The organism is Bradyrhizobium sp. (assembly GCF_035935975.1).
GTDB lineage: Bacteria > Pseudomonadota > Alphaproteobacteria > Rhizobiales > Xanthobacteraceae > Bradyrhizobium.
The window spans coordinates 235,569-261,785 of the sequence record NZ_DASYWN010000052.1 but is presented as its reverse complement, the minus strand read 5'-3'; the positions used below and the strand labels follow the sequence as shown (position 1 = coordinate 261,785).

24 protein-coding genes are annotated in these 26,217 nt (G+C 64.6%); 8 read left to right on the top strand and 16 right to left on the bottom strand.

Going from position 1 to position 26,217, the window contains the following annotated elements:
• Positions 1-50: 50 nt before the first annotated feature.
• Positions 51-500, bottom strand: a complete 450-nt coding sequence (locus VGR99_RS31950) for a DsrE family protein (protein WP_326903919.1) — start codon at positions 498-500, stop codon at positions 51-53.
• Between the two features lie 40 nt (positions 501-540).
• Positions 541-1,161: a hypothetical protein gene (locus VGR99_RS31945; RefSeq protein ID WP_326903918.1), complete on the bottom strand. Its 621-nt coding sequence runs from the start codon at positions 1,159-1,161 to the stop codon at positions 541-543.
• Between the two features lie 209 nt (positions 1,162-1,370).
• Between VGR99_RS31945 and VGR99_RS31940 the strand changes: the two genes are divergently transcribed.
• On the top strand, positions 1,371-1,946 hold the full coding sequence (locus tag VGR99_RS31940; protein WP_326903917.1) for an STM3941 family protein: 576 nt from the start codon (positions 1,371-1,373) through the stop codon (positions 1,944-1,946).
• A gap of 61 nt (positions 1,947-2,007) precedes the next feature.
• On the opposite strand, the gene VGR99_RS31935 is transcribed toward VGR99_RS31940, so the two are convergent.
• From VGR99_RS31935 to pqqA, 10 genes are all read right to left on the bottom strand, one after another.
• A complete protein-coding gene (locus VGR99_RS31935; RefSeq protein WP_326903916.1) occupies positions 2,008-3,063 on the bottom strand; it encodes a 2-oxoacid:ferredoxin oxidoreductase subunit beta in 1,056 nt (351 codons plus the stop codon).
• Positions 3,060-4,907: a 2-oxoacid:acceptor oxidoreductase subunit alpha gene (locus VGR99_RS31930; RefSeq protein WP_326903915.1), complete on the bottom strand. Its 1,848-nt coding sequence runs from the start codon at positions 4,905-4,907 to the stop codon at positions 3,060-3,062. The genes VGR99_RS31935 and VGR99_RS31930 overlap by 4 nt, the downstream gene beginning before the upstream one ends.
• The gene (locus VGR99_RS31925; protein WP_326903914.1) at positions 4,877-6,676 is read right to left on the bottom strand and encodes an FAD-dependent oxidoreductase; all 1,800 of its coding nucleotides are present in this window, start codon (positions 6,674-6,676) and stop codon (positions 4,877-4,879) included. The genes VGR99_RS31930 and VGR99_RS31925 overlap by 31 nt, the downstream gene beginning before the upstream one ends.
• Before the next feature lie 382 nt (positions 6,677-7,058).
• Positions 7,059-7,736, bottom strand: coding sequence for a hypothetical protein (locus VGR99_RS31920; RefSeq protein ID WP_326903913.1), 678 nt, complete (start codon positions 7,734-7,736; stop codon positions 7,059-7,061).
• A gap of 146 nt (positions 7,737-7,882) precedes the next feature.
• The gene (gene pip / locus VGR99_RS31915) at positions 7,883-8,869 is read right to left on the bottom strand and encodes a prolyl aminopeptidase (protein ID WP_326903912.1); all 987 of its coding nucleotides are present in this window, start codon (positions 8,867-8,869) and stop codon (positions 7,883-7,885) included.
• Positions 8,859-10,052 carry a pyrroloquinoline quinone biosynthesis protein PqqE gene (gene pqqE / locus VGR99_RS31910; protein ID WP_326903911.1) on the bottom strand — a complete coding sequence of 398 codons (1,194 nt, stop codon included), beginning with the start codon at positions 10,050-10,052 and terminating at the stop codon, positions 8,859-8,861. Before pqqE ends, pip begins: the two co-directional genes overlap by 11 nt.
• Positions 10,049-10,360 (bottom strand): pyrroloquinoline quinone biosynthesis peptide chaperone PqqD, encoded by a 312-nt coding sequence (gene pqqD / locus VGR99_RS31905; RefSeq protein ID WP_326903910.1) that lies wholly within the window; start codon positions 10,358-10,360, stop codon positions 10,049-10,051. The genes pqqE and pqqD overlap by 4 nt, the downstream gene beginning before the upstream one ends.
• Before the next feature lie 12 nt (positions 10,361-10,372).
• On the bottom strand, positions 10,373-11,152 hold the full coding sequence (pqqC, locus tag VGR99_RS31900) for a pyrroloquinoline-quinone synthase PqqC (RefSeq protein WP_326903909.1): 780 nt from the start codon (positions 11,150-11,152) through the stop codon (positions 10,373-10,375).
• The gene (gene pqqB, locus VGR99_RS31895) at positions 11,149-12,078 is read right to left on the bottom strand and encodes a pyrroloquinoline quinone biosynthesis protein PqqB (RefSeq protein ID WP_326903908.1); all 930 of its coding nucleotides are present in this window, start codon (positions 12,076-12,078) and stop codon (positions 11,149-11,151) included. The genes pqqC and pqqB overlap by 4 nt, the downstream gene beginning before the upstream one ends.
• Before the next feature lie 118 nt (positions 12,079-12,196).
• Positions 12,197-12,277: a pyrroloquinoline quinone precursor peptide PqqA gene (gene pqqA / locus VGR99_RS31890; protein ID WP_007595659.1), complete on the bottom strand. Its 81-nt coding sequence runs from the start codon at positions 12,275-12,277 to the stop codon at positions 12,197-12,199.
• Between the two features lie 250 nt (positions 12,278-12,527).
• Here pqqA and VGR99_RS31885 point away from each other — a divergent pair, with 250 nt between their 5' ends.
• The 5 genes from VGR99_RS31885 (at position 12,528) to tarD (ending at position 16,402) form a co-directional block, all read left to right on the top strand.
• On the top strand, positions 12,528-12,785 hold the full coding sequence (locus tag VGR99_RS31885) for a DUF6894 family protein (RefSeq protein WP_326903907.1): 258 nt from the start codon (positions 12,528-12,530) through the stop codon (positions 12,783-12,785).
• A gap of 127 nt (positions 12,786-12,912) precedes the next feature.
• Complete coding sequence (locus VGR99_RS31880) at positions 12,913-14,313, top strand: amidase family protein (protein WP_326903906.1); 1,401 nt, start codon at positions 12,913-12,915, stop codon at positions 14,311-14,313.
• A gap of 2 nt (positions 14,314-14,315) precedes the next feature.
• The gene (locus VGR99_RS31875; RefSeq protein ID WP_326903905.1) at positions 14,316-14,792 is read left to right on the top strand and encodes a glutathione peroxidase; all 477 of its coding nucleotides are present in this window, start codon (positions 14,316-14,318) and stop codon (positions 14,790-14,792) included.
• Positions 14,789-15,046 carry a DUF3297 family protein gene (locus tag VGR99_RS31870; RefSeq protein WP_148754636.1) on the top strand — a complete coding sequence of 86 codons (258 nt, stop codon included), beginning with the start codon at positions 14,789-14,791 and terminating at the stop codon, positions 15,044-15,046. Before VGR99_RS31875 ends, VGR99_RS31870 begins: the two co-directional genes overlap by 4 nt.
• 186 nt (positions 15,047-15,232) lie before the next feature.
• On the top strand, positions 15,233-16,402 hold the full coding sequence (gene tarD, locus VGR99_RS31865; RefSeq protein WP_326903904.1) for a D(-)-tartrate dehydratase: 1,170 nt from the start codon (positions 15,233-15,235) through the stop codon (positions 16,400-16,402).
• A 225-nt stretch (positions 16,403-16,627) separates the two neighbouring features.
• On the opposite strand, the gene VGR99_RS31860 is transcribed toward tarD, so the two are convergent.
• Both VGR99_RS31860 and VGR99_RS31855 read right to left on the bottom strand, forming a co-directional pair.
• Positions 16,628-17,977 (bottom strand): malonyl-CoA decarboxylase, encoded by a 1,350-nt coding sequence (locus VGR99_RS31860; protein ID WP_326903903.1) that lies wholly within the window; start codon positions 17,975-17,977, stop codon positions 16,628-16,630.
• A gap of 309 nt (positions 17,978-18,286) precedes the next feature.
• Positions 18,287-19,111, bottom strand: coding sequence for a helix-turn-helix transcriptional regulator (locus VGR99_RS31855; protein WP_326903902.1), 825 nt, complete (start codon positions 19,109-19,111; stop codon positions 18,287-18,289).
• 50 nt (positions 19,112-19,161) lie between these two features.
• Here VGR99_RS31855 and VGR99_RS31850 point away from each other — a divergent pair, with 50 nt between their 5' ends.
• Positions 19,162-20,334, top strand: coding sequence for an MFS transporter (locus tag VGR99_RS31850; protein WP_326903901.1), 1,173 nt, complete (start codon positions 19,162-19,164; stop codon positions 20,332-20,334).
• Positions 20,335-20,790: 456 nt separating this feature from the next.
• Here VGR99_RS31850 and VGR99_RS31845 read toward each other — a convergent pair whose 3' ends face one another.
• Positions 20,791-23,949, bottom strand: a complete 3,159-nt coding sequence (locus VGR99_RS31845; RefSeq protein ID WP_326903900.1) for a multidrug efflux RND transporter permease subunit — start codon at positions 23,947-23,949, stop codon at positions 20,791-20,793.
• 12 nt (positions 23,950-23,961) lie between these two features.
• Positions 23,962-25,155 (bottom strand): efflux RND transporter periplasmic adaptor subunit, encoded by a 1,194-nt coding sequence (locus VGR99_RS31840; protein WP_326903899.1) that lies wholly within the window; start codon positions 25,153-25,155, stop codon positions 23,962-23,964.
• A gap of 254 nt (positions 25,156-25,409) precedes the next feature.
• On the opposite strand from VGR99_RS31840, the gene VGR99_RS31835 reads away from it, so the two are divergent.
• Positions 25,410-26,201 carry an ABC transporter substrate-binding protein gene (locus tag VGR99_RS31835; RefSeq protein ID WP_326903898.1) on the top strand — a complete coding sequence of 264 codons (792 nt, stop codon included), beginning with the start codon at positions 25,410-25,412 and terminating at the stop codon, positions 26,199-26,201.
• The last annotated feature ends 16 nt before the right edge of the window (positions 26,202-26,217 follow it).

Genomic DNA, 26,217 nt, shown 5'->3' with positions numbered 1-26,217 from the left:
TTCTGGATTGCTTCGCTTCGCTCGCAATGACTGTGGATGCGGCGGCAACCCTACGGCCGCAAATACAGATACCCCTGCGATTGCAGCTCGGCCAAACGGACCACGCCGCCCTTCTCCGCGCTGACGAAGCCGGGCAGCAGATCCGTCAGCGTGACGTTCTGCGCCTTCATCGTGTTGCCGCAGGCGGCGAGCTCGACGCCGTCTTTCGAGAAATCGCCGACGCGCTTGCTGATATCGGGGTTGGCCTGCACCGAGTGAAACGCCTTCAGCGCCGGCCCGTGAATCACCAGCGCGATCGTGACGTGATCGGGACCGCCGACACCGTCGATGTGGTTCTGGATATTGCCGAGCACGAAATTGACCTTCTCGGCGTCGCTGAGATGGTAGACGACCTTCAGCTTGTTCGACGATGGCGTCTCGGTCGCGGCCTTTGCGCCGGAGGCGCCAAACGCTGCGCCCAACGCCGAGACGGCACTCCACAGGATGTTCCGGCGGTTCATCGCGTTCTCCTCCACTGAGCCTGTATTTGCCGGACAGATATCACTTGTGGCGCAGTGCGGCGAGTTCCTTGCGGTCGGTCACCAGCGAGGCGCATTCGCTGGCATCGACGCGGTCGAGACGGAAGATCCCGTCATCGGCGCCGGCCACCAGCGACTGCTCGGCATCGTCATCCGGCTTGTTGTTCTGCCAGACCCTGACCCGCGCCAGCCGCACGATCACCGATCTGTCGTCCTTGGACATTGCAACGCCGATGCCGCCGCCCTCGCAGTCGACACCGCAGCCGAGGCGCACCTCGGGGCCGTTCTTGGTGAACAGGGCGTGGCCGCAGGATCCGCTGGAATCGAAATCGCCGGAGCGATGGCGATATCGAAAGCCGAGGCGGAAGGAGTTGTGCAGCTCCTTGTCCTCCTTGTCGAACTCGGCCGAGATCAGCAGCTTCATCGAAGCGACCTTCTGCTTGGGATGCCGGGCCAGATGGTCGGCATCGTAGCGGCGGATGAAGCAGGCATAGGCCTTGTCGCCGGGCGCGCCGGCATACATCCGTGCATTGAAGGCCTCGGCCTCGGCCCTGGTCGGCTCGCGGGACTCGTCGGCGTCCTCGGCCCGGGCGGCGCCGACGAAGGCGGCAAGGACGAGGGGGAGGATGAGGGCAAGCTTCATGGGGTGCACCGGACGCGTTGAACCGTGGCGGCCCGCATCGGGACGAAGCGGGGCCGACTGGCGGTTAGTCGCAAGCCGAATGCCGCCCGTTCAACTGCGAATGCGTCGCAGTTCCGTAGGCAGCCCCGCGCAAGGTTCCCGTCTTAAGAGTTTGGAAGGAGGGGCGTTGGTACACCCCAGGTTGTTGCAATTGCTGGTGGCGGTCGACAATGTCCGTAAGTCAGAACTTGCCCAATCTTGCGATCGGCTATTCTGTGCCGCGCCTGCTGACGGTGCTGGCGGCAGGCCTGCTGCTGTCGCTGCTGTTCGCCGTGATCGCACTCAACCCGTTTGATCTCAAGATCCTGACGCCGTTCCAGATCACGGTCTGCTATCTGGGCCTCACGGTATCAGGCGTTGCCACCCTCAGGGCGCTGTTGAAGCTGGTCGGCAGCAGGGAGCCGGTCCTCTTCATCACCCGCGTCGGCATTCGCGACACCCGCATCGCTGACGACACCATCTCCTGGAGGTCGGTGCGTGACATCTCGGTCTGGGAGTTTCGCAGCCGGAAGATCGTCGTCCTCAAGCTCGACCCGCTCATCGCCGACCGGTTCGAGGGGGGCTTTCTGAAGCGCATCATATCCATGATGAACGAGGCGATCGGCGCCGAGGGCGTGCTCATCAATCCGGGCGGCCTCAACATTGACGGCGATACGCTGCTCGAGGCCTGCAACCAATACTGGAAGGCCGGCCGGATGGCCTATGCGCCCCGCCCCGTATCGGAAGAGCCCGAGCCTGTCGACTAGAGCGCCTGTCAGCCAAGACGGCTTGGCATCGGCCGAGCCGATGCCTTCCTGACTGCTGCCGTCAGCGCAGGCTGGCGTTGATCTTGTCCAGCACCGCCGAGCCAGGGCACAGCGTGTCCGCTTCCAGCGTGTTGAGCGGCGTCTCGACCGTGTTGAGATGCTCGTGCAGATCCTCCGCATCGGGATCGACATACAGCAGACCGGTGACGATCTGGCCCTTGGCGGCGTGCTTGGCGAGGAAGGTCTGCGCGCCGAGCCGGTCATGCGGATCGTAATCGGCGTCGATCTTGCGCAGCGCGATCTTGCTGCCGTCGTGCTGCTCGACCACCTGCACCGTGCCCGGCGCGTAGTCCACCGCGATGGGATCGCGGCCGACCAGCACGTCGAGCCGGTTCACGGCGTCATTGTGCTCGCGGACATAGTCGAAGCTCTTGGTCGAGCCGGCATGGTTGTTGAAGGCGATGCAGGGGCTGATGACGTCGATGAAGGACGCGCCCTTGTGACCGATCGCGGCCGCGATCAGCGGCACCAGCTGGCTCTTGTCGCCGGAGAACGAGCGCGCGACGAAGGTGGCGCCGAGTTGCAGCGCGATCGCGACGAGGTCGATGGCGTTGTCGGTGTTGGTGACGCCCTTCTTGCTCTTCGAGCCGCGGTCGGCGGTCGCCGAGAACTGGCCCTTGGTCAGGCCGTAGACGCCGTTGTTCTCGACGATATAGGTCATGTTGACGCCGCGCCGGATCGAATGCGCGAACTGGCCGAAGCCGATCGAGGCGGAATCGCCGTCGCCGGAAACGCCGAGATAGATCAAATCGCGATTGGCGAGGTTGGCGCCGGTCAGCACGCTGGGCATGCGGCCGTGTACGGAGTTGAAGCCGTGCGAATTGCCGAGGAAGTAATCCGGCGTCTTCGACGAGCAGCCGATGCCGGAGATCTTCGCCACCCGATGCGGCTCGATCGAGAGCTCGTAGCAGGCCTCGATGATCGAGGCGGTGATCGAGTCATGGCCGCAGCCGGCGCACAGCGTCGAGATTTTTCCCTCGTAGTCGCGATGCGTGTAGCCGAGGTCGTTCTTCTTCAGCCCGGGATGGTGAAACTTTGGCTTGGCAATATAGGTCATGATACGGCCTTGCGGAGCGGGGTCACCTTGAGGTGATCCTGGTGGTCGCCAATGGCTTTTGCGATGAAGCGGGCGGTGATCGGGGTGCCGTCATAGTGCACGATCGGCACGAGGCGGACAGGATCGATGCCGTTCTCGTTGACGATGAGCTGGCGGAGCTGGCTGTCGCGGTTCTGCTCGACGACGTAGACGAAGTCGTGCTCGGCGAGGAAGCTCGCGACGCTGGAGTGGAACGGGAAGGCACGGATGCGCAGGCGGTCGAGCTGATGCCCGCGCGCCTCCAAGAGTCCGATCGCCTCGTCCATCGCCGGCGAGGTCGAGCCGAAATAGATCACGCCATATTTGGTCGGCCGTTCCGCATTGGCCTGCAGCGGCCGGGGCACGAGATCCTGCGCGGTCTCGAACTTGCGCACCAGGCGCTGCATGTTGTCGGCATAGACCGAGCCTTCCTCGGAATAACGCGCATAGCGATCGCGCGAGGTGCCGCGGGTGAAATAGGAGCCCTTGGTCGGGTGCGTGCCGGGATAGGTGCGGTAGGGGATGCCGTCGCCGTCGACGTCGAGATAGCGGCCGAAGTCGCGGCCTTCCTCCAGCATCTCCGTGGTCATCACCTTGCCGCGGTCGTATTGCCTGGCGTCGTCCCACTTCAGCGGCCGGCAGAGCCGGTGGTTCATGCCGATGTCGAGATCGAGCATCAGGAAGATCGTGGTCTGCAGCCGCTCGGCGAGATCGAAAGCGGCGGCCGCGAACTCGAAGGCCTCGGCCGGATCTTCCGGGAACAGCAGCACATGCTTGGTGTCGCCATGCGAAGCATAGGCGCAGGCGATGATGTCGCATTGCTGGGTGCGGGTCGGCATGCCCGTGGAGGGGCCGGCGCGCTGGATGTTCATGATCACGGCCGGGATCTCGGCAAAGTACGAGAGGCCGATGAACTCGGTCATCAAGGAGATGCCGGGGCCTGAGGTCGCGGTGAAGGCGCGCGCGCCGTTCCAGGAGGCGCCGATCACGATACCGATCGAGGCGAGCTCGTCCTCGCCCTGCACGATCGCGTACTTGGCCTTGCCGGTCTCCGGATCGTGCCGGAATTTCTTGCAGTGCGCGGTGAAAGCTTCCGCCACCGACGAGGACGGCGTGATCGGATACCAGGCGCATACGGTCGCGCCGCCATAGACGGCGCCGAGCGCGGCGGCGCTGTTGCCCTCGATGAAGATGCGGTCGCCGACCCTGTCGGATTTCTTCACCCGTAGTCCGATCGGGCACTTGAGATTCTGCAGCGCCCAGTCGCGGCCGAGATGCAGCGCGTGGACGTTGGAGGAGAGCAGCTTCTCCTTGCCCTTGTACTGCTCGCCGATCAGCTGCTCGATCAGCTTCGGGTCCATGTCGAGCAGCGCGGAGAGGCTGCCTAAATAGATGATGTTCTTGAACAGCTGGCGCTGGCGCGGATCGGTGTAGGTCGAGTTGGTGATCGCGGTGAGCGGCACGCCGATCACGGTGATGTCGTCGCGGAATTTGGTCGACGGCATCGGCTTGGTGGAATCGTAGAACAGATAGCCGCCCGGCTCGATACCGGCGACGTCCTTGTCCCAGGTCTGCGGGTTCATCGCCACCATCATGTCGACGCCGCCGCGGGCGCCGAGATGACCTTCCTCGGTCACCCGCACCTCGTACCAGGTCGGCAGGCCCTGGATGTTGGAGGGGAAGATGTTGCGCGGCGACACCGGAACGCCGTGGCGCAGGATCGCGCGCGCGAACATCTCGTTGGCGCTGGCCGAACCCGAGCCGTTGACGTTGGCGAAGCGGACGACGAAGTCGTTTACGCTGCTGAGCGGCTTTTTGTCGGACATGTCGAACCTGCGTGAGTCATCTCGATGAAATATTTCTGCATGTCCCAGGCTCCGGTGGGACAACGCTCGGCGCACAGCCCGCAATGCAGGCAGACGTCCTCGTCCTTGACCATCACGCGCCCGGTCTTGAGATCGGACGAGACGTAGAGGTCCTGGTCCGGACGCGGCGAGGGCGCCTTCAGACGATGGCGCAGATCGTCTTCCTCACCATTGTCAGTGAAGGTGATGCAATCCATCGGGCAGATGTCGGCGCAGGCGTCGCACTCGATGCAGAGCGAGGTCGAGAATACGGTCTGGACGTCGCAGTTCAGGCAGCGCTCGGCCTCGCCCAGCGCCAGCTTGACGTCGTAGCCCAGCTCGACCTCGGCGCGGATGTCCTTCAGCGCGATCACCTTGTCGCGATGCGGCACCTTGAAGCGTTTGTCGTTGGAGATGTCGTTGTCATAGCTCCATTCGTGGATGCCCATCTTCTGCGAGGAGACATGCACCTCCGGCAGCGGCCGTTCGGTGATGTCTTCGCCCGAAAGCATCCTGTGGATCGACAGCGCGGCATCATGGCCGTGCGCGACCGCCCAGATGATGTTCTTGGGGCCGAACGCGGCATCGCCGCCGAAAAAGACTTTTGGGTTGGTCGAGACGAACGTCGCCGGATCGACCTTCGGCATGTGCCATTTGTCGAACTCGATGCCGCAATCCGTCTCGATCCAGGGGAAGGCGTTCTCCTGGCCGACCGCGACCAGCACGTCGTCACATGGAATGGTCTGATCGGGGTCGCCCGAAGACACCAGATTGCGGCGGCCTTTGGCGTCGTATTCGGCCTTGACGTGCTGGAAGGTGACGCCGATGAGCTTGCCGGCGACATGCTTGAATGCCACCGGCACCATGTAGTTGAGGATCGGAATGTCCTCGTGGATCGCGTCTTCCTTCTCCCACGGCGAGGCCTTCATCTCCTCGAAGCCGGAACGCACGACCACCGTGACCTTCTCGCCGCCGAGGCGGCGCGCGGTGCGGCAGCAATCCATCGCGGTGTTGCCGCCGCCGAGCACGATGACACGCTTGCCGATCTTGTCGACATGGCCGAACGACACGTTGGCCAGCCACTCGATGCCGATATGGACATTACCGGCCGCTTCTTTCCGGCCGGGAATGTCGAGCTCGCGGCCGCGCGGCGCGCCGGAGCCGACGAAGATCGCGTCGTATTTCTCCGCGAGCAGCGACTTCATGCTGTCGATGCGGTGGCCGCCTTTGAACTCGACGCCGAGATTGAGGATGTAGCCGGTCTCCTCGTCGATCACGGAGTTGGGCAGGCGGAATTTCGGGATCTGCGTGCGCATCATGCCGCCGGCTTCCGGATCGGCATCGAACACGGTGCAGTGATAGCCGAGCGGCGCGAGATCGCGCGCCACCGTCAGCGACGCCGGCCCGCCGCCGACCAGCGCGACGCGCTTGCCGTTCTTCGCGGCGGGACGCGGCAGGCGCTGCCTGATGTCGTCCTTGAAGTCGGCGGCGACGCGCTTGAGGCGGCAGATCGCGACGGGATTTTCCTCGACGCGTCCGCGCCGGCACGCCGGCTCGCATGGACGATCGCACGTGCGTCCCAGGATTCCGGGAAACACGTTCGATTTCCAATTGATCATGTAGGCGTCGCTATAGCGGCCTTGTGCGATCAGTCGGATGTATTCGGGAACCGGGGTGTGCGCGGGACAGGCCCACTGACAATCGACCACTTTGTGAAAGTAGTCGGGGGCCGCGATATCGGTCGGTTTCATTCCTACCCTGTCCGCACAGGCTCAAAGACCCGGCGGCCTCTTTTGAGCTTGTCGGACGCTTAATGCGCGTCGATCTGGTTTCTGAATGACGTCATTGGGTTAGCTTATTAGAACCGTTCCGAAGTACAACGGCAAATTTTCGAGATCATCGCCTTTCATGGGAGCTGCGCGCATACAGCATTAGCTGCCGCGCACAGTCATGCGGCGGTGCAGCATCACACCGTGCTCCATCCCCGTCATTGCGAGGAGCCCTTGCGACGAAGCAATCCAGAGTATCGCCGCGGCCGTAGTCTGGATTGCTTCCGCCTTCGCCAAGGCTTCGGCGGACAAGTCGCTGCGCTCGCAATGACGGCGTTGGCGGCAGCGCAGCAATCTCTCCGCGTCAACTCTGCGCGATATCGCTGTTCGCGAGGTCCCACATCAGGCAGTAGGTGCCGACGGAGACGGGCGGCGGGAAGGGCGCGGCAGCAGGGCCGGTGAAGCGCTCGGCGATCACGGCCGAGACCGCGCCGACATGCGTGCCGTCGATCAGCACGAACCAGTCGCGCGCGCCTTCGTTGCGCACCGCCGGAATATCCGCCGTCGCACCCGACAATTCCGGCTCGCTTTCGAGCAGATGCATCGAGATGATGCCTTCGCGCTTCTCCGGGGCCAGTCTTTCTTGCAGCGCATCACGCCACGCGCCGGCATTGTCGGCTGTGGGGCGCAGCCGCACCAGGCCGAGCGCGGCGCCGCGGCCGGTGCCCTTGCTGATGGTGATGCGCGCGACCACGCGCAGCATGTTCTTGAAATGCGCCATGGTCCGCTTCGACCATTCGGTCTGGCTGGCGAGCCGCGTCCGGTAGGCCGGACTGTCGAGCACCTCCAGCGTCTCGGTCGAGTACAGCGAGAGATATTTGGGATCGGCGGCATGCGCGACATAGCGCCGCGCTTCCAGGAATCCCTCGATCGCGACGCGCTCTTCCAGATGCTCGCGATCGTACCAACGGTTGAAATCAGGCTCATCGGCTGCATCGATGTTCATCGACGTCAGCAGCATGCCTTTCCCGGCGAGCGGCATTTTCTTGTTGTCCTTCCATGCTTCCCCTCATGGTGAGGAGCCGCGAAGCGGCGTCTCGAACCATGAAAGGCCCCGCTGCTACATCTCGGCCTTTCATCCTTCGAGACGCGCTCCTTCGGAGCGCTCCTCAGGATGAGGAGATAGATCTAGCGCGGAATCTTCGACGCGAGGTCGGCGATCGACTTCATGACCGCGTCCCTCACGCCGGCATCATAGAGCGAATGTCCGGCTTCTTCCACGATCCGGATCTCGGAACCCGGCCAAACTTTCGCTAGTCGCTCGGATGTCTCAGGAGGGCACAGCAGATCGTAGCGGCCCTGCACGATAATGCCGGGAATGCCGGCGAGCCGGTCGGCGTTTCGCAACAACTGGTCTTCGCTCATGAAGGAATTGTTGACGAAATAATGCGCCTCCATGAACGGCGTCGCCGGCAGCGTGCGCCAGACGTTCAGCGAGGCCAGATCAAGCCGCGTCTTCGCCGCCTTGTGCTCCGACAGGGCGCGCTCGGTATCGTGCCAGGCGCGCGAGGCCGGGCCATGCACAGCCGGATCGGCATCGAGGATGCGGCGCCAATAGGAATCCACCGGCTGCGCGCGCTCGTCGGGCGGCAGCACGCTCAGGAAATCCTCATGGAGCGCGGGATAGAACTGCGACAGGCGCGACGTGAAAGCCGTCACGACTTCCGCCCGCGTGCCCAGAAAGGTTGCGCGCAGCGCAATGCCGGAGACACGTTCGGGATGGGCCTCTGCATAGGCCAGCGCCAGCGTTGCGCCCCAGGAGCCGCCGACCACCATCCAGCGTTCGAAGCCGAACTTTTCGCGGATCTTCTCCATATCCGCGATCAGATGCGCCGTGGTGTTGTGCTGGCGCGATCCCTTGGGACGGCTGCGGCCGCAGCCGCGCTGGTCGAACAGCACGGTGCAGAAGCGCTCGGGATCGAACAGCTTGCGATGGTCGGGCTGGCAGCCGCTGCCGGGCCCGCCATGCAGGTAGATCGCGGGGATGCCGTCGGCGCGGCCGACGCTCTCGACATAGAGCTCGTGGCCGTCGCCGACGTCGAGCATGTCGGAGGTCAGCGGCGCAAAGGGATCGGCACGTTTGGCGGCTGTGCCTGCGTCGGCGTCAGGCATCATTCCCGGATTCCAGAGTGCCGCCGGCAAAGTTGCGATAGAGGAAGCGGTTGGTCTCGCCCTCGGCCTCGCGCTCGGCCTGCTTGAAGATGGTCTCGTGCAGCGGCGACAACGCGCAGGCCGGGTCGGTGTTGGCGGCATCGCCCGTCAGCGCGAAGGCCTGGCAGCGGCAGCCGCCGAAATCGATCTCGCGGAATTCGCAAGACTTGCACGGCTCCTTCATCCAGCCGGTGCCGCGATAGCGGTTGAAGGCGTCGGAGTTCTGCCAGATCCAGGCGATCGAATGATTGGAGCGCACCGACTCGAAGTCGAGCCCGGTGATGCTCTCGGCGGCGTGGCAGGGCAGCACCTTGCCGGCCGGCGAGATGTTGAAGAACTGCCGGCCCCAGCCACCCATACACTTCTTCGGCCGCAGCGCGTAGTAATCAGGCACGACGTAGTCGATCGCGAGCGTGCCCTTCAGCCGCTCGCGGGCCTCCTCGACGAGGCGGGTGCACTCGTCGAGCTGCGCGACCGTCGGCATCAGCGCGGCGCGGTTCTTCAGCGCCCAGCCGTAATATTGCACGTTGGCGACCTCGAGCCGGTCGGCGTCGAGATCAACAGACATCTGGATGATCTCGGGGAGCTGGTGCAGGTTTTGCCGGTGCATCACCGCGTTGACGGTGAGCGGTAGCTCCAGCTCGCGGGTCCACTTTGCGACTTCGAGCTTCTTGCGATGGCCGCCCTTGTAGCCGGCGACGCGGTCGGCGAGGCCCTCCTCGATGCCCTGGAACGAGATCTGCACGTGGCAGAGCCCGGCATCGGCGAGATCGCTGAGCCGCTCGCGCGTCAGCAGCACGGCCGAGGTGATGAGGTTGGTGTAGAGGCCGACATCGCTGGCGTGCTTGACCAGTTCGACCAGATCTTTCCGCGCCGTGGGCTCACCGCCGGAGAAATGCACCTGCAGCACGCCGATCTCGGCGAGCTCGCTCAAGACCTTCTTCCACTCGTCGGTGGTCAGCTCCTTGCCGGAGCGATCGAGCTCGACGGGATTCGAGCAGTAGGGGCATTGCAGCGGGCAGCGATGGGTGATCTCGAGCAGCACGGCGAGCGGAATGCCGAACGTCTCCGCCGTCGAACGCTGCTTCTCCAGCACCGCGAGGCTGTCGCTGGCGTCGGGGGGGATGGTCGGGAGTACATCGCTCATGGCGTCTTCTCCCGGGCTTCGGTGAGAAAGCCCTTGTCGGCGAGATCCTGCAGCATGACGATCACGTCGGCCAGGATCGCCTCGCGCGGAGCCGCGTATTTCGCCGCCAATTGATCGGCGACGTCGCCGACATTGCGCTTGCCATCGCAGAGCTGCAAGACCTCGACCGCGATCTCGTCGGGCGCCAGCACGCGCTCGGGCGCCAGGATCACCCAGACTTTGCGGGTCTCGTCGTATTTCAGCTTGGCATGCCGCGGCAGCACGGGGCGGCTTGCCTCGCTGACGCTGATGTTCCGCGGCCCGGCCATAACTCTAGTCCCTCAGCTCGCTTTGGGCACGAACGCGCCCGGCGGAATGTTGCCTTCGACATAGGCGTGCTGGAGCGCATCGAGCTGCACCCACAGCACGTTGGTCTTGAAGATCAGCGCGTTGCAGACCTGCGCGCGCTGTTCCGGCGTCGTGGCGTGTGCCTTGACGTAGTCGAGCGCAAAGCCGGCATCGCGTGGCGCCTGCGCCAGGCGGCGCTTGAAGTAGCTCATGATGTCAGGATTGACGAAGTCGTAATGCTCCAGCATGCCGGAGATGCGTTCTTCGTGCAGGTTCGGCGCGAACAATTCGGTCAGCGAGGAGGCGATCGCCTCCAGCGGGCTCTTTTCGCGGCAATAGTGGACGTAAGCCTCTACGGCAAAGCGCGTCGCCGGCAAGATGCCTTCGGTCGATTCCACATAGGCCGTGTCGAGGCCGAGGCCTTCGGTCAGCTTCAGCCAGCGCTCGATGCCGCCCTCGCTGCCGACATCGCCGTCGTGGTCCTCGATGCGGTGGCGCCATTCCAGGCGCGTGGCGCGGTCGCGGAAGCGCGAGATCACGACCGCGTCCTTGATCGGGATCGTGCTCTGGTAATAGTAGCGGTTCAGCGCCCAGGCCTGCACCTGGCCTTTGTTGAGCTTGCCGCCGTGCAGCAGCTTATGGAACGGGTGCAGGCTGTGATAGCGCGTGGCGCCGATATGGCGCAGCGTCGCCTCGAGCTCCTCGGCTGAGTTGAGCCTGATGTCCTTGCCGACAGAGAGCGCAGTCATTCCAGTCATCGACGCGGCATTCACAGCACGATCTCCGTTCCGTCGGCGGGTATCTGCCAGCCCGCCGCCTCGGCGGCTTTGCGTTCGGGCGAGGAGGGCAGCAGCGCCGGATTCGAGTTATTGATATGCAGAAACATCTTCCTGTCGATAGTGAGATCGGCCAGCCGCGCGATCGCGCCATCGTGACCGGACATCGCGACATGGCCCATGCTCTTGCCGGTCTTGTGGCCGAGCCCGGCCTTGATCATCTCGTCGTCCTGCCAGACCGTGCCGTCGAAAAACACCAGCGAGGCGCCGTCGATCTCGGCCTTGAGCGCATCGGTGACCTCGGCGCAGGCGGCGATGAAGTAGAAGCACTTGCCGGTGGATTTGTCGGTGATCTTGAGGCCCAGCGTATCGCCGTCGCCGCTCTCGCCGCCGGGATGCGCGTTGCCTTCGAGATACCAGGCCGATTTGCCCGGCACAGCGAACGGCAGCACTTCGAGGCCTGAGCGCGCACCATCCGGCAATCGCGGCTCGAAGGGCTCGCGGATAGCGATCGGCTGGCGCTTGACGTTCTTCTCGTTCAGCACGTTGAAGATGCTGTTGCTGGCCAGGATCGCCAGCACCTTCTCATGCGCGTAGACCGTGAAGGGCGAGCCCTCGCGCATCGACAACAGGCCGGCGACCGCATCGACCTCGCTGTTGGTCAGGATCACGCCTGCGACAGGTGTATGGCGCAGCGCGCCGGCCTTGGGGTGCAGCTGCGGCGTGGCATTCAATTGCTGGCGAAGATCGGGGGAGGCGTTGATCAGAAACCAGTGCTCGCCGTCGCCACTGAAGGCAACCGAGGCTTGTGTCCTCTCGAGCTCATGCCCATTAGCACGGGCCGCCCGGCAGCCCTCACACCCGCAATTCCATTGCGGGATTCCGCCGCCAGCCCCGGCGCCCAGGACGACGACGCGAAGCATGTTACGTCTCCTGGAGGCAACGTCGCGAGGTGGATCTCAGGGCGACACACTTCCTGTCTTCCGGAAACGGTCCGTGACCGAAAGACCCACCTGCGCAGAACGCGTACTCACCAACCGCTTATTTGCGGGTGGCGCTCACATACATGTTGATTTCCATGCCGCAGGGCACTTCGACGATCTTCGGGGCTTTCCAGGCCATTTCGGCTCTCCATATTCGCGAATTCGGACGTATCCGCCCGGGGGTTAAATTACTGCGGGCGGAAAAGTTCGCCAGTGAAATTTTCCCGAGAATGCCCATGTTGCGCCGCGAAAAACGATGGTGGAACATCACTTCTCGTGACGCTGCCTTGCGCGCGGCGCATTCGGTCGCGAACCCTGTCCTGATAAAGCAGTTGTGAGTGCGGTGCAGCTTTCAATCCGTTACAGGCGACTCTAGCTGGAATTCGGTGATGCCAAGATACTACTTCAACACCCGCATCGGCGACGAACTGATCGTGGATCCTGACGGAGAGGACCTGCGCAACCCCGATCGTGCCTGGGAGGTCGCCCGCCAGATGATCCTCGAGGTGGTGAAGTCCGAGGGCGCCCAGCCGGCGCTGCTGGAGGCCGTCATCGAGGTCACCGACACCGCGGGCGAGATCGTGCTGGAGTTTCCCTTCAGCGAGGCCCTGCTGGACATGCCGGACCAGTCAGCGACGCGGCATTGAGCCCCGACTCTTTCCGCTCCTCGTAATGACGGAAAATAAGGCATTTGGACTCATTTCTTCGCTGTGAAATCCGCATGGCCTTGCTGCGTTCCCGGCGCTAAAAGACGCCGGTCACACGGAGCAAGCCATGCAAGATCTCTGGCGCCTGTCGGCCGCCGACCTCGCTACCCTCGTCAAGTCCCGGAAAGTGTCCGCCCGGGAGGCCGCCAAGGCCGGTCTCGACCGCCTGGATGCCGTCAATCCCAAGCTCAACGCCGTGATCGACCACCGGCCGGAGGACGTGCTCAGGCAGGCCGACGCCGTCGATGCCGCCATCGCCAGGGGCGAGGACCCCGGCGTGCTCGCCGGCGTGCCCGTCACCATCAAGGCCAATGTCGACCAGGAGGGCTTTGCCACCACCAACGGCCTGAAGCTGCAGCGCGACCTGATCGCGCGCGAGGACAATCCGGTGGTCGCCAATTTCCGCAAATCCGGCGCGGTTCTCCTTGGGCGCACCAATTGCCCGGCCTTCTCCTATCGCTGGTTCACCACCAACCTCGTCCACGGCGACACCAAGAACCCGCGCGACGCCTCGCTGACCCCGGGCGGCTCGTCCGGCGGCGCCGGCTCGGCGGTCGCGGCCGGCATCGGCCACATCGCCCATGGCACCGATATCGCCGGCTCGATCCGCTACCCCGCCTATGCCTGCGGCGTGCATGGCCTGCGCCCGACCCTCGGCCGGATTCCCGCCTTCAACCCGGCGCTGCCGGAGCGCCCGATCGGGCCGCAGATCATGGCGGTGTCGGGACCGTTGGCTCGCACAGTGAATGATCTCCGCATCTCGCTCGCGGCGATGGCCGCGCCCGACGTGCGCGATCCCTGGTATGTGCCGGCGCCGCTGGAAGGCCCCGCGCGGCAGAAGCGCGCCGCGCTCTGCCTCAATCCGGACGGCCTTGCGACCACGCCCGAGGTGAAGGCGGCGGTGACCGATGCCGGCAAGCGCCTCGAGCGCGCGGGCTGGACCGTCGATGTGATCGAAAACACCCCGCCGATGCGCGAGGCCGTCGAATGGCAGCGAAAACTCTGGCTCGGCGATGCCTATGAGGCGCAGCTCGAGATGGCCGAGCGCGAGGGCGATCCCGGTGCGCTGGCGTGCCTGCGCGGCAACCGCGCCAAGGTCACGCCGATGGACCAGGCCAACTACGCGCAGGCGCTGACCCGCCGCGCCACGCTGACCCGCGACTGGATGCTGTTCTTCGAAAAATACGCCGTGGTGCTGACGCCGGTCTCCGGCGAGCTGCCGTTTCCCGATCATCTCGACGTCAAGGACGCCGCCTCCTTCGAACGCGTCTGGGAGGCGCAGCTGCCGCAGATCGCGACGCCCTTCATGGGGCTGCCGGGTCTCGTCGTTTCGACCGGCCTCGTCGGCAAGACACCGGTCGGCGTGCACATCGTCTCCGGCCGCTATCGCGAGGACCTGTGCCTGCTCGCCGGCGAAGCGATCGAGGCGGGCGGCGTGCCGCCGTCGCCGATCGATCCCGTGGGTTAGCGATGTCTGTCATCTACGACTTCAAGGCCAATTCGCTTCTCGGCGAAGAAGTGCCGATGCGCCGTTTCGAAGGGCAGGTGCTGCTGATCGTCAACACCGCGAGCAAATGCGGTTTCACGCCGCAATATCGCGGACTGGAGGATCTCTATCGCGATCTCTCGCCGCGCGGCTTTTCCGTGCTCGGCTTTCCTTGCAACCAGTTCGGTGCGCAGGAGCCGGGGCAGGCGGACGAGATCCAGGCGTTCTGCTCCACCAATTACGACGTCACCTTTCCGCTGTTCGAGAAGATCGATGTCAACGGCGCCAACGCGCATCCCCTGTATGAGTACCTGAAACGTCAGCAATCCGGACTCTTGGGCGCCTCCATCAAATGGAATTTCACCAAATTCCTGGTGGATCGTGCCGGCAAGGTGATCGCGCGCTACGCGCCGACCGCGCGGCCGGAAGGATTGCGGAACCAGATCGAGACCCTGTTATGAGCGAGACAATCATGAGCGATGAATTTCCCGACCGCCTGTCGGTCGATCCGAACAGCCCCTATTACAACGCCGACATCCTGTCGCGCGACGTCGGCATCCGCTTCAAGGGCATCGAGAAGACCAATGTCGAGGAGTACTGCATCAGCGAGGGCTGGGTCCGCGTGACCGCGGGCAACGCGAAGGATCGTTACGGCAACCCGCTGACCATCAAGGTGCATGGCCCGGTCGAGCCGTATTTCCGGGATAAGAAGTAAGCACGTCGCGCTTCCTCCTCGTCATCGCGAGGGGCACACACTCTCTCCTCGTCATTGCGAGCGAAGCGAAGCAATCCAGAATCTTTCCGCGAGCGGCAGTCTGGGTTGCTTCGTCGCCAACGCAAAATGCTTCGCAATTTTGTCGCGGGCTCCTCGCAATGACGACCACAACTAAAGGCCACGCCCATGTCCGTCCGCATCGTCGACGTCCGCGAAATTACAAAACCGATCTCATCGCCGATCCGCAACGCCTATATCGACTTCACCAAGATGACGACGAGCCTCGTTGCCGTCGTCACCGATGTGGTGCGCGACGGCAAGCGCGTCGTCGGCTACGGCTTCAATTCCAACGGCCGCTACGGGCAGGGCGGCCTGATCCGCGAGCGCTTCGCCTCGCGCATCACGGAAGCCGATCCGAAGTCCCTGCTCAATGCGGCCGGCGACAATCTCGACCCCGACAAGGTCTGGGGCGCGATGATGACCAACGAGAAGCCAGGCGGTCATGGCGAGCGCTCGGTCGCGGTCGGCACCATCGACATGGCGGTGTGGGATGCGGTGGCGAAGATCGCCGGCAAGCCGCTGTTTCGCCTGCTCGCCGAACGTCACGGCGTCAAAGCCAATCCGCGCGTCTTCGTCTATGCCGCCGGCGGCTATTACTATCCCGGCAAGGATCTCTCGATGCTGCGCGGCGAGATGCGCGGCTATCTCGATCGCGGCTACAACGTCGTGAAGATGAAGATCGGCGGCGCTGATATCGAGGAGGACCGCATCCGCATCGAGGCGGTGCTGAAGGAGATCGGCAAGGACGCGCAACTCGCCGTCGACGCCAACGGCCGCTTCAACCTGGAGACCGGCATCGCCTACGCCAAGATGCTGCGCGATTATCCGCTGTTCTGGTACGAGGAGGTTGGCGATCCCCTCGACTACGCGCTGCAGGCAGCGCTCGCCGAATTCTATCCCGGCCCGATGGCCACAGGCGAAAATCTCTTCAGCCACCAGGACGCCCGCAACCTCATCCGCTACGGCGGCATGCGCCCCGACCGCGACTGGCTGCAATTCGACTGCGCGCTGTCCTACGGCCTGTGCGAATACCAGCGCACGCTGGAGGTGCTGAAGACCTACGGCTGGTCGCCCAGCCGCTGCATCCCGCACGGCGGCCACCAGATGTCGCTCAACATCGCCGCCGGCCTCGGCCTCGGTGGCAACGAAAGCTATCCCGACCTGTTCCAGCCCTATGGCGGCTTCCCGGATGGCGTGCGCGTCGAGAACGGCCACATCACCATGCCCGATCTCCCCGGCATCGGCTTCGAAGGCAAGTCCGATCTCTACAAGGAGATGAAGGCGCTGGCGGAGTAGGAAAGCTGGGGCGCTGAGGGCGATTGGAGTGCTCGGGCTACAACGGCCGCGCCACACACTCCGCTGTCATGCCCCGGCTTGACCGGGGCATCCAGTACACCGCGGCGGATATGATGAGGGCGAGCGCCCAAACGCCAGCCTCTGGAATACTGGATCGCCCGGTCGAGCCGGGCGATGACACCGAGGTTGTGGCTGCGGATCAGCGCAAGCTGTCGCAATTGCAGCCTACGACAGCCGCATATCCAGCAGCCGCCGCCCTTCGCCCTTCAGCAGCTTCTTCACCGCGCTCGACGCCACGACCTCGCCGTCATTGGCATACGCTTCGTGGTTCTTCTCGATGTCGTCGAGGCGGTAGAGGTAGTTGACCATCACGCCGGCGGATTCCCGCACGCCCTTGGGCGAGAGATCCCCTAACCAGTTGATGCGCTCGAGGCGGGCGCCGTTGCCGAGATGGAAGCGCGCGACGGAATCGATCAGCTTGCCCTTCGGGGTGCGCGCCTTCAGGAAATAGTGCGCGGCGAGCGGTTCGATCACGGCGCGGAGCTGCGTTGTCGTCTCGGGGTTCTCGAACCATTTGGGGTCGTCGAGACGCTTCATCAGCTCGCGATCCTCGTCGGATAGCGGCAGGTCCTTGTCCTGCTTGACCCAGTTCATGAAGCCCGGCACCGGCGACAGCGTCACGAAGGTGTCCAGCTTCGGCGTCTCGCGGCGCAGCTCCTCCACCACCTGCTTGATCAGGAAGCTGCCGAAGGAGATGCCGCCGAGGCCGCGCTGGGTGTTGGAGATCGAGTAGAACACGGCGGTGCGCGCCTTCTCGATCGGAAGGTACTGGCGATCGACGGCGAGCAGCGGCGCGATCGCACCGGGAATGGTCTCGGTCAGCGCCACCTCGACGAAGATCAGGGGCTCGTCCACCATCGCGGGATGGAAGAAGGCGTAGCAGCGGCGGTCGACCGGATCGATGCGGCGGCGCAGATCGTCCCAGTCGGAGATCTCGTGCACGGCCTCGTAGCGGATGATCTTTTCGAGGATGTTGGCCGGGGTCGACCAGTCAATCCGGCGCAGCACGAGAAACCCCCTGTTGAACCACGAAGAGAGAAGATGCGAGACGTCGCGGTCGAGCGCGGCGAGGTCGGTGTGTCCGTTCATCATGCCGAGCAAATCGGCACGCATGCTGACGAGATCGCCGGTCCCGCCCGGCGCGCGGTTGAGGCGGCGGATCAGCTCCTGCCGCCGCGGTTCCGAGGCGAAATGCAGCGAGCTCGCGTCCTCGTCGCTGGGCTTGGCGCGCCACTTCTCGATCGCCTTGGACAGGCGCTCGCGATCGGGGCCGAAATCGCGCACCAGCGCCTCGAAAAAGGCGCGGCGTCCTGCCGCATCCAGGTCCTGGTAGAGATCGAGCACCTCGCGCGCCATGGCCGTGCCGGAGGCTTCACCCCGCCCCGACAGCAGCGCGCCGCAGAGCTCGATCAGCCCGGCAGCGTCCTGTTTGGTGTCGGCGGAATCACGGCGCAGCAGCGTGCGGCCGCGCTCGGAAATGGTAGCAAGCAGGTCGGAGAAGAAGGCGTTAGCCATCTGGGCCTTTCGAAACCGGGTTTGTGCGGTGCGCAAGCTTACACGGGATTTAGGCGGAAGCCGATCACAATCAAGCAGGGGGATTTGGCATCTTTGGCTGGGCCGTGCGTTTCGAGAAGGCTGGCATGTCAGATGTGGGCGGTGATGGGGGCGGCCCAGATTTGCCCCAAGCACGCTGTCATGCTCCGCGAAAGCGGGGCATCCAGTACTCCGCGGCTTATCGGTTCAATCACTGCTGCCGCGGCGTACTGGATCGCCCGCCTTCGCGGGCGATGACACCGAGGGCGGGGTGGCGTCGGCGCGCTCGCCTCACACCTTCCCCGCAAACTCCGTCGGCGTCCGCCCCGTCACCTGCCGGAACGCCGCCGAGAACGCCGGCACGCTGGCATAGCCGAGCTGCGTCGCGAGCTGTTTCACCGACACGTTCGCATCCGTCGACAGCCGCTGGATCGCCGCCGCGATCCGGGCGCGCTGGCACCAGCTCTTGAAGCTGAGCTGCGTCTCCGTCGAGAACAGCCGCGACAGCGTCCGGGCGGAGGTTCCGACCTCGCGCGCCAGCGTGTCGATGTCGTGCAGCCCGGTGGGATCGTCGAGCACGATCATCGCGGCGCGGCGGCAGCGCGGCTCGTGCGGCAGCGGCACGAAAGTCGCGGGATCCTCGGCCTGGTGCAATTCCAGCATGACGAGGCGCACCAGCAGCTCGGTGCGCTCCTCGGTGTTGCGCGCGTCGAACAAAGCGAGGATGGCCTGGTTGAGCAGCGGCGACACCCGCACGACGAATTCCCTGGCCAGCCCCTCATGGCGCTGCTCGCGCTTCAGCCAGGCCACGTCGAAATACAGCGTGCGCATCTCGATATCGGCGAGCAGGTCGAGGGCATGTTCGAGCCCGGCCGGCACCCACACCGCACGGTCCGGCGGCACCAGCCAGCGGCCCCCTGGGGTCGTCACCTGCATGGTGCCTTTCGCGGCATAGATCAGCTGCGCCTCGCGGTGCATGTGCGGGTCGATCCGCATGCCCTTGGGATAATCGCGCGCGACCAGATGCACCCCCGCGGTCGAGCGGTGGTTACCCCGGACCGCCCGGAGGATTGGCGTTTCCAAGATTGGCGTGTCCAAGACAGTCATTGGCAGCATCCCGTCATGGCCAAGACATATAACTCATTTCGGAGCAGGAGAGGATTCGTATGAACAGCCCCAGCCGGGTCATCAGTTTCGTCAACGCAGGCCATTTCATCGACCATTATTCGATGCTGATCTTCGCCGCCGCCGTGATCATCATGGGACCGGCGCTCGGCATGGCCTATTCGGAACTGCTTCCCTACGCGACGCCCGGCTTCATCGCCTTCGGCGCGGGCTCGCTGCTGACCGGCTGGCTCGGGGACCGCTGGAGCCGCCGCCACATGATGCTGATCTTCTTCATCGGCATCGGGGCGTCCATGATCTCGGTCGGCTTCGTGCAAACCCCGGCGCAGCTCGGCGCCGCGCTGCTGGCGATCGGCATCTTCGCTTCGATCTATCACCCCGTCGGCACCGCGATGATCGTGTCCTATGCCGACCGGCTCGGCCGCGAGATGGGCATCAACGGCGTCTGGGGCAATCTCGGCGTTGCATCCTCGGCGCTGGTCACCGGCGTGATCGGCCAATATCTCGGCTGGCGCTTTGCCTTCATCGTTCCCGGCATCGTCACCATCCTGATCGGCATCGCGTTCGCGATGATGGTCGTGCACGAGGACCGCAAGGGCTCCAAGCAGGCGGCAGCACAGGCGCGCGTCGCCAAGCAGGACATGTGGCGCGTGGTGCTGTCGCTGCTGATCGTCGTGATCGCGATCTCCACGACCTTCAATGCCGTCACCGTCGCGCTGCCAAAACTGTTCGCGGAGCGGCTCGCCGATCTCACGAAAAGCCCGGCACTGCTCGGCGTCATCGCCGCCTGCGTCTACGTGTTCGGCGCGATGACGCAGTACACGATCGGCCGTCTGCTCGATCGCTACTCGCTGAAGACGGTGGCGCTGCCGCTGTCCTTCATGCTGGCGCCGTTCCTGTATCTGGCCGCGAGCCTGAACAATCTGCCGCTGATATTGGTTTCGATCGGCATCGTCATGGGCGCGTTCGGCCAGGTCACGGTGAACGACGCCATGGTCGGCAAATACACCAGCGAGGAATGGCGCTCGCGCGCCTACGCGGTGCGTTATTTCATCGGCTTCACCGCGGCCGGCGCGTCGGTCGGCCTCGTCGCCTGGCTCTATGAGCAGGGCGGTTTCGTCACCATGCTGCATGCCTTTGCCGGACTCTGCCTGCTCGCGATCGCGGCGGCGATCATCCTGCCGCGGGAGATAAGGACGCCAGCGGCGGCCTAACGGCACTGCTCTCGTGTCCCGGACGCGCTGCAGCGTGCAACGCTGCTGCGCAGAGCCGGGACCCAGAGGCTGCGAGCCCCCGTATCGCGTGGGCCCCGGCTCTGCAGCGCACCGCACCGGACGATGCTCCGCATCGCCGGGGGCGCTGCGCTGCGTCCGGGGCACGAGCGGCGCGCAAGGCCGCGTCTCTCTCCGCATCGTCATTGCGAGGAGCGTAGCGACGAAGCAATCCAGACTGCCTCCGCGGAGGGATTCTGGATTGCTTCCGCCTTCGCCAAGGCTTCGGCGGACAAGTCGCTATAGCGCCCGCCACGCACTCCACCCACGATGCCACTATGCCCCTGTTTTGCCCGACGGAGCAAGCCCGTTTCGGTAAAAAAGAAATTATCGAGCCTTTTCAACCCTATCTCTACTGTGCATGGGGTTGTTTTCGCGTTTTTATCGAACGGCCGACAATTACGGCTTCACCTCCGCCACCGGCTGCGGCTTCGGCGCCTTCTTCGAGGCGCGCCAGTTCTCGAAGCGCTGCACCACCACGAAGAAGGCCGGCACGAACAGCACCGCGAGGCAGGTCGAGGCCAGCATGCCCGAGAACACGGTGATGCCGATCGACTTGCGCGCGCTGGCGCCGGCGCCGGTCGCGATCACCAGCGGCACCACGCCGAGGATGAAGGCGAACGAGGTCATCAGGATCGGGCGGAAGCGGGCGCGCGCGGCCTCGATCGCGGATTCAACGATCGGCTTGCCGTCGCGGCCGTGCAGTTCGAGCCCGACCTCGACGATCAGGATCGCGTTCTTGGCGGAGAGCGCGATCAGGAGGATCAGGCCGATCTGGCAATAGAGGTTGTTGTCGATCTTGAGCCCGTTGAGGACCAGCGTCGGTCCGATCAGCGACAGCGGCACCGCCAGGATCACCGAGATCGGCGCGTACCAGCTCTCGTACTGGCCGGCGAGCACGAGGTAGACCAGCAGCATCGCAAGCCCGAACACCCAGTAGATCTGGTTGGAGACGGCCTTCTCCTGATAGGACATCGCGGTCCATTCGAAGCCGGTGCCCTGCGGCAGCGTCTTGTCGGCGATCTCCTCCATCAGCTGCAGCGACTGGCCGGACGAATAGCCCTGCGCCGGCAGGCCGATCACGGTCGAGGAGGGATAGAGGTTGTAGAGGCTGATCAGCGACGGGCCCGTCGCCGGCGTGATGGTGGCGACGGTGCCGATCGGGATCATGTCGCCGTTGGAGTTGCGCACCTGCATGTTGGCGATGTCGCGCTCGGTGACGCGGAAGGCGGGATCGGCCTGCGTGTAGACCTGGAAGACGCGGCCGAACTTGTTGAACTGGTTGACGTAGGACGAGCCGAGAAAAGTCGACAGCGCCGAGAACACCTGATCGGTGGTCACGTGCAGCGTCTGGGTCTTGATGCGATCGATCTCGACGTTGAACTGCGGCACCGACGAGCGGAACGAGGACTGCACGCGCTGCAGCGCGCTCTGGCTCTGGGCGTTGCTGACCATCGCGCCGGTGATCGCCTGCAGCTTGGCGAAATCGCTGTTGCCGTCGCGCAGCTCGACCTGCATCGAGAAGCCGGCGGCATTGCCGATGCCCTGGATCGGCGGCGGCGGCAGCACGACGGTGCGCGCTTCCATGATGGCCCCGAGCTTGTCGTTGAGCCCGAAGACCAGCGAGCGCAAATCCTCGCCGGGGCCTTTACGCGCGTCCCAGTCCTTCAGGATGATGTAGGCGACGCCGGCATTGGCAAGGCTCGCGCTGCTGTCGAGCGCGGAGATGCCGGCAATGGTGATGACCTGCTGGACGCCGGGAGTCTCCTTGATGATCTCGCTGGCGCGGTCGAGCACGTTCTGGGTCCGCTCCAGCGAGGCGCCGTCGGGCAGCTGGATGGCGGCGATCAGATAGCCCTGGTCCTCGATCGGCAGGAAGCCGGTCGGCACCCGCGACAGGCCGTAGCCGCCGGCCCCGATCAGCACCAGCGCGACCGCGACCGAGGCCGTGGCGTGCCTGCACAGGAAGGTGATCAGCCGCGTGTAGCCGCGCTCGACCCGGTTATAGACGTTGTTGAAGCCGCGATAGAAGAAGTTGCGCTGTTCCGGCGGCACCGTCGGCCGCAGCCACAGCGCGCATTGCGTCGGCTTCAGCGTCGCGGCGTTGATGGCGGACAACAGCGCGGTCGCGGCGATCACCAGCGCGAATTGCGAGTAGATGCGGCCCGTGAGGCCGGCGAGGAACGAGGCCGGCAGGAACACCGAGATCAGCACCAGCGTGATGCCGACGATCGGTGCGAACAGCTGGTCCATCGCCCTGATCGCGGCGTCGTGGCCGTTCATGCCCTGCTCGATGTTGTGAGCGGCGCCTTCCACCACGACGATGGCGTCGTCGACCACGATGCCGATCGCGAGCACGATCGCGAACAGCGTCGACATGTTGATGGTGAAGCCGAGCGCCGCCATCGCGGCGAAGGCGCCGATGATGGTGACGGGCACGGTCGTCGCCGGCACAAGCATCGCGCGCCAGTCCTGCAGGAACACCAGGATCACGACCAGCACCAGCAGGCCGGCCTCGATCAGCGTCATGTAGACCTCGTGCACCGAGGCCTCGACGAACTTGGTGGTGTCGAACGGCGTGTCGTATTTGATGCCTTCGGGAAAACGCTTGGCGAGCTCCACCATCTTCTTCTCGACGGCCTGCTCGACCTGCAGCGCGTTGGCGCCGGGCGACTGGAACACGCCGATGCCGACGGCGGGCTGCTTGTTGAGCGAGAAGATCTGGCTGTAGGTCTGGGCGCCGAGCTCGACCCAGCCGACGTCGCGCACGCGCGTGACGTCGCCGCTGGTGCCGGTCTTGACGACGATGTTCTCGAACTGCGTGGCGTCGTCGAGCCGTCCATTGACGTTGAGCGTGTACTGGAACGCCTGGCCGGGCGGCGTCGGCGGCGCGCCGACCTGACCGGCGGAGACCTGCTGGCTCTGCTGCTGGATCGCCTGGATGACGTCCTGCGGCATCAGTGCGCGCGCCTGCAGCTTGTTCGGATCGAGCCAGATCCGCATCGAGTACTGGCCGGCGCCGAACACGGTGACGTTGCCGACGCCGGGCAGGCGGGAGAGCTCGTCGCGGATGTTGATGGTGGCGTAGTTGCTCAGATAGAGGCTGTCGAACCGCGAGTCCGGCGAGGTCAGCGTGACGAACAGCAGGATCGAGGTCGACTTCTTCTGGACGGTGACGCCCTGGTTCTGCACGGAGGTCGGCAGTTGCGACAGCGCGCTGGAGACGCGGTTCTGCACCAGCACCTGCGCGAAGTTGAGGTCGGTGCCGATCTTGAAGGTCACGGTCAGCGTGTAGGTGCCGTCGGAGGCGCTGTAGGACTGCATGTAGAGCATGTCCTCGACGCCGTTGACCTGTTGCTCGATCGGCAAGGCGACCGTGTCGATCACAGTCTTGGCGCTGGCGCCGGGATAGCGCGTGGTGACCTGCACCGTCGGCGGCACCACGTCCGGGTATTGCGCGATGGCGAGGTTGAACAGCGCGACGCCGCCGATCAGGATCATCAGCAGCGCGATGACGTTCGAGAGGACCGGCCGCTCGATGAAGAATTTTGAGATCATGACCGGCGGCCCTTACTTGCTCGAGGCCTGGGCCTGGTCGATCTTCGTCGCCTGCGGGTCGATCTTCTGGCCCGGGATCACGCGCAGGAGCCCGGCGATCACCACGCGGTCGTCAGGCTTCAATCCGGTTTCGATCACGCGCAGGCCGTTGTCGGCCGGGCCGATCTGCACCTTGCGCTGCTCGACGACGTTGTCGCCGTTGACGACAAGCAGATAGCGGCCGCCCTGGTCGCTGCCGAGCGCGGTGTCGGGGACGAGGAGCGCATCCTTCTCCTGGGTGAAGGGCACGCGGACGCGGACGAAATAGCCGGGCAGCAGCACCCGCTTGTCGTTGGGTACGAGGCCGCGCACGGCCAGTGTGCCGGTCGACTGGTTGATGGTGGGCGAGACGTAGTCGAGCCTGCCGTCATGCGGATAGCCGGTCTCGGTCTGCAGGCCCACCTGAACCGGGAGTTGCTTCAGGTCGGCGGTGGTCAGCCCGCGGCGCGACGCTTCGGCGCGGATGCGCAGCACGTCCTGCTCGTTGACGGTGAAGTTCACGTAGATCGGATCCATCGCGACGATGGTCGCGAGCTGGGTCGGGGAGGAGACGCCGACGAGCTCGCCGATCGAAACCAGATGCGCGCTGACGATGCCGTCGAACGGCGCGCTCACCTTGGTGTAGCCGTAATTGACTTCGGCGAGCCTGGTGTTGGCCTGGGCCTGCAGGAGATTGGCCTGGGCGTTGTCGCGGGCCGAGGTCGAGGTGTCGAGGGTAGCCTGCGAGACCGCCTGGCGCTGCACCAGATCGGTCTGCCGCCTGAAGTCGGCTTCGGCCTGTTTGAGCGAGGCCTGCGCGCCGGCCTCCGCCGCCTGCGCCTGCTCGAGCTTCAGCTTGTAGGTCTCCGGCTCGATCGTGAACAGCTGGGTGCCCTGCTTGACGAAGGTGCCGTCCTGATAGTCCTGCGATTGCAGAAATCCCTGCACCCGCGCGACGAGATCGACGCTCTTGATCGGCGCGGTGTTGCCGGTGGCCTCGACATAGCGCGTCACCGGCCGCTGCACCGGCGTTGCCACGTCCACCTTGGGCGGGGGCGGGGCGACATACGCGTTCTTGTCCTCGCAGCCCGCGAGCACAGCCAATGCGGCCAGGGCCGTCAGCGCTCGCCCGATCTGTCTCCGATCTCCATTGCGATGTGCGAGAGATGCGGAATTCGCGCAGGTCATTCGATGGCCCCCGAGTGCGTTGTGTCGGTGCGGCAGGCTACCAACAAATGCCCGGCCGTGGAACACCATAGCCATGGCGGTCACAGCCCTTGCACCGCAAACAGCAACGTGGCCTTTGACAAGATTTGTCATGACAAACCGCTTTTCATTGCGCGCATGATCGACCACAATTGTGTCAAAGGCGGCGCGACCGAGGCGGAGCGCTCGGGATGAAAGACAAGAAGAGCAAGAAGAAAAGGTGAGGAGAGCATGACATGCGGACGTCCCTCCAATCGGCCATTGCCGGCCTCGTTCTCGCAATGGGCCTCGCGATGCCCGCGCTAGCTGATGGCTTGAAGGACGAGATCGCGCCGACCGGCAAGCTGCGGGTCGCGATCGCGATCAGCCCGGCGGGCGGCGCGTTCTGGTCGACCAAGACGGAGGCCGGTTATGCCGGCGTCCCCGTCGATCTCGGCAAGGAGATGGCGGCCCAGCTCGGTGTCCCCGTCGAATATGTCGTGCACCAGAATTCCGGCCAGATCACCGATGCGGCCGGCAAGGGGACATGGGATGTCACCTGGTTGCCGAAAGATCCCGAGCGCGAGACCAGGATGCTGTTCGGCCCGATCTACGAGGTCGCTGACGCCACCTACATCGTCAAGCCCGGATCAAACATCTCCAATTTCGCCACGCTCGACCAGGCGGGCGTCAAGGTCGCGGCCGTCAACGCCACGACCACGATGCGTGGTGCGGTGGCGCATTTGAAGAATGCAAAAGTCACCGGCTACCAGACCTATGACGAGATCTTCGGCCTGCTCAAGAGCGGCGAGATCGACGCCTTCGCGCTGTCACGCGACCAGCTCAACAAGATGGCGCAGAAGATTCCGGGCACCAAGGTGCTGGACGAGACGTTCAAGAAGACGGTGACCGCCGTCGCGGTCCCGCTCGGCCACCAGCAGTCCCTGGCGTTCGTCACCAAGTTCATGAACGATGCGGTCACGAACGGCACGCTGCGCAAGGCCTATGACAACAACGGCCTGAAGGACACGCCGATCCGTACCGAGTAGGCCAGGCGGCGCAGCG

Bases quoted from the DNA above. Each gene is read 5' to 3' on its own strand.
- VGR99_RS31950 (WP_326903919.1), bottom strand. From the start codon at position 500: ATGAACCGCCGGAACATCCTGTGGAGTGCCGTCTCGGCGTTGGGCGCA.
- VGR99_RS31945 (WP_326903918.1), bottom strand. From the start codon at position 1,161: ATGAAGCTTGCCCTCATCCTCCCCCTCGTCCTTGCCGCCTTCGTCGGC.
- VGR99_RS31940 (WP_326903917.1), top strand. From the start codon at position 1,371: ATGTCCGTAAGTCAGAACTTGCCCAATCTTGCGATCGGCTATTCTGTG.
- VGR99_RS31935 (WP_326903916.1), bottom strand. From the start codon at position 3,063: ATGACCTATATTGCCAAGCCAAAGTTTCACCATCCCGGGCTGAAGAAG.
- VGR99_RS31930 (WP_326903915.1), bottom strand. From the start codon at position 4,907: ATGTCCGACAAAAAGCCGCTCAGCAGCGTAAACGACTTCGTCGTCCGC.
- VGR99_RS31925 (WP_326903914.1), bottom strand. From the start codon at position 6,676: ATGAAACCGACCGATATCGCGGCCCCCGACTACTTTCACAAAGTGGTC.
- VGR99_RS31920 (WP_326903913.1), bottom strand. From the start codon at position 7,736: ATGCCGCTCGCCGGGAAAGGCATGCTGCTGACGTCGATGAACATCGAT.
- pip (WP_326903912.1), bottom strand. From the start codon at position 8,869: ATGATGCCTGACGCCGACGCAGGCACAGCCGCCAAACGTGCCGATCCC.
- pqqE (WP_326903911.1), bottom strand. From the start codon at position 10,052: ATGAGCGATGTACTCCCGACCATCCCCCCCGACGCCAGCGACAGCCTC.
- pqqD (WP_326903910.1), bottom strand. From the start codon at position 10,360: ATGGCCGGGCCGCGGAACATCAGCGTCAGCGAGGCAAGCCGCCCCGTG.
- pqqB (WP_326903908.1), bottom strand. From the start codon at position 12,078: ATGCTTCGCGTCGTCGTCCTGGGCGCCGGGGCTGGCGGCGGAATCCCG.
- pqqA (WP_007595659.1), bottom strand. From the start codon at position 12,277: ATGGCCTGGAAAGCCCCGAAGATCGTCGAAGTGCCCTGCGGCATGGAA.
- VGR99_RS31885 (WP_326903907.1), top strand. From the start codon at position 12,528: ATGCCAAGATACTACTTCAACACCCGCATCGGCGACGAACTGATCGTG.
- VGR99_RS31880 (WP_326903906.1), top strand. From the start codon at position 12,913: ATGCAAGATCTCTGGCGCCTGTCGGCCGCCGACCTCGCTACCCTCGTC.
- VGR99_RS31875 (WP_326903905.1), top strand. From the start codon at position 14,316: ATGTCTGTCATCTACGACTTCAAGGCCAATTCGCTTCTCGGCGAAGAA.
- VGR99_RS31870 (WP_148754636.1), top strand. From the start codon at position 14,789: ATGAGCGAGACAATCATGAGCGATGAATTTCCCGACCGCCTGTCGGTC.
- tarD (WP_326903904.1), top strand. From the start codon at position 15,233: ATGTCCGTCCGCATCGTCGACGTCCGCGAAATTACAAAACCGATCTCA.
- VGR99_RS31860 (WP_326903903.1), bottom strand. From the start codon at position 17,977: ATGGCTAACGCCTTCTTCTCCGACCTGCTTGCTACCATTTCCGAGCGC.
- VGR99_RS31855 (WP_326903902.1), bottom strand. From the start codon at position 19,111: ATGCTGCCAATGACTGTCTTGGACACGCCAATCTTGGAAACGCCAATC.
- VGR99_RS31850 (WP_326903901.1), top strand. From the start codon at position 19,162: ATGAACAGCCCCAGCCGGGTCATCAGTTTCGTCAACGCAGGCCATTTC.
- VGR99_RS31845 (WP_326903900.1), bottom strand. From the start codon at position 23,949: ATGATCTCAAAATTCTTCATCGAGCGGCCGGTCCTCTCGAACGTCATC.
- VGR99_RS31840 (WP_326903899.1), bottom strand. From the start codon at position 25,155: ATGACCTGCGCGAATTCCGCATCTCTCGCACATCGCAATGGAGATCGG.
- VGR99_RS31835 (WP_326903898.1), top strand. From the start codon at position 25,410: ATGCGGACGTCCCTCCAATCGGCCATTGCCGGCCTCGTTCTCGCAATG.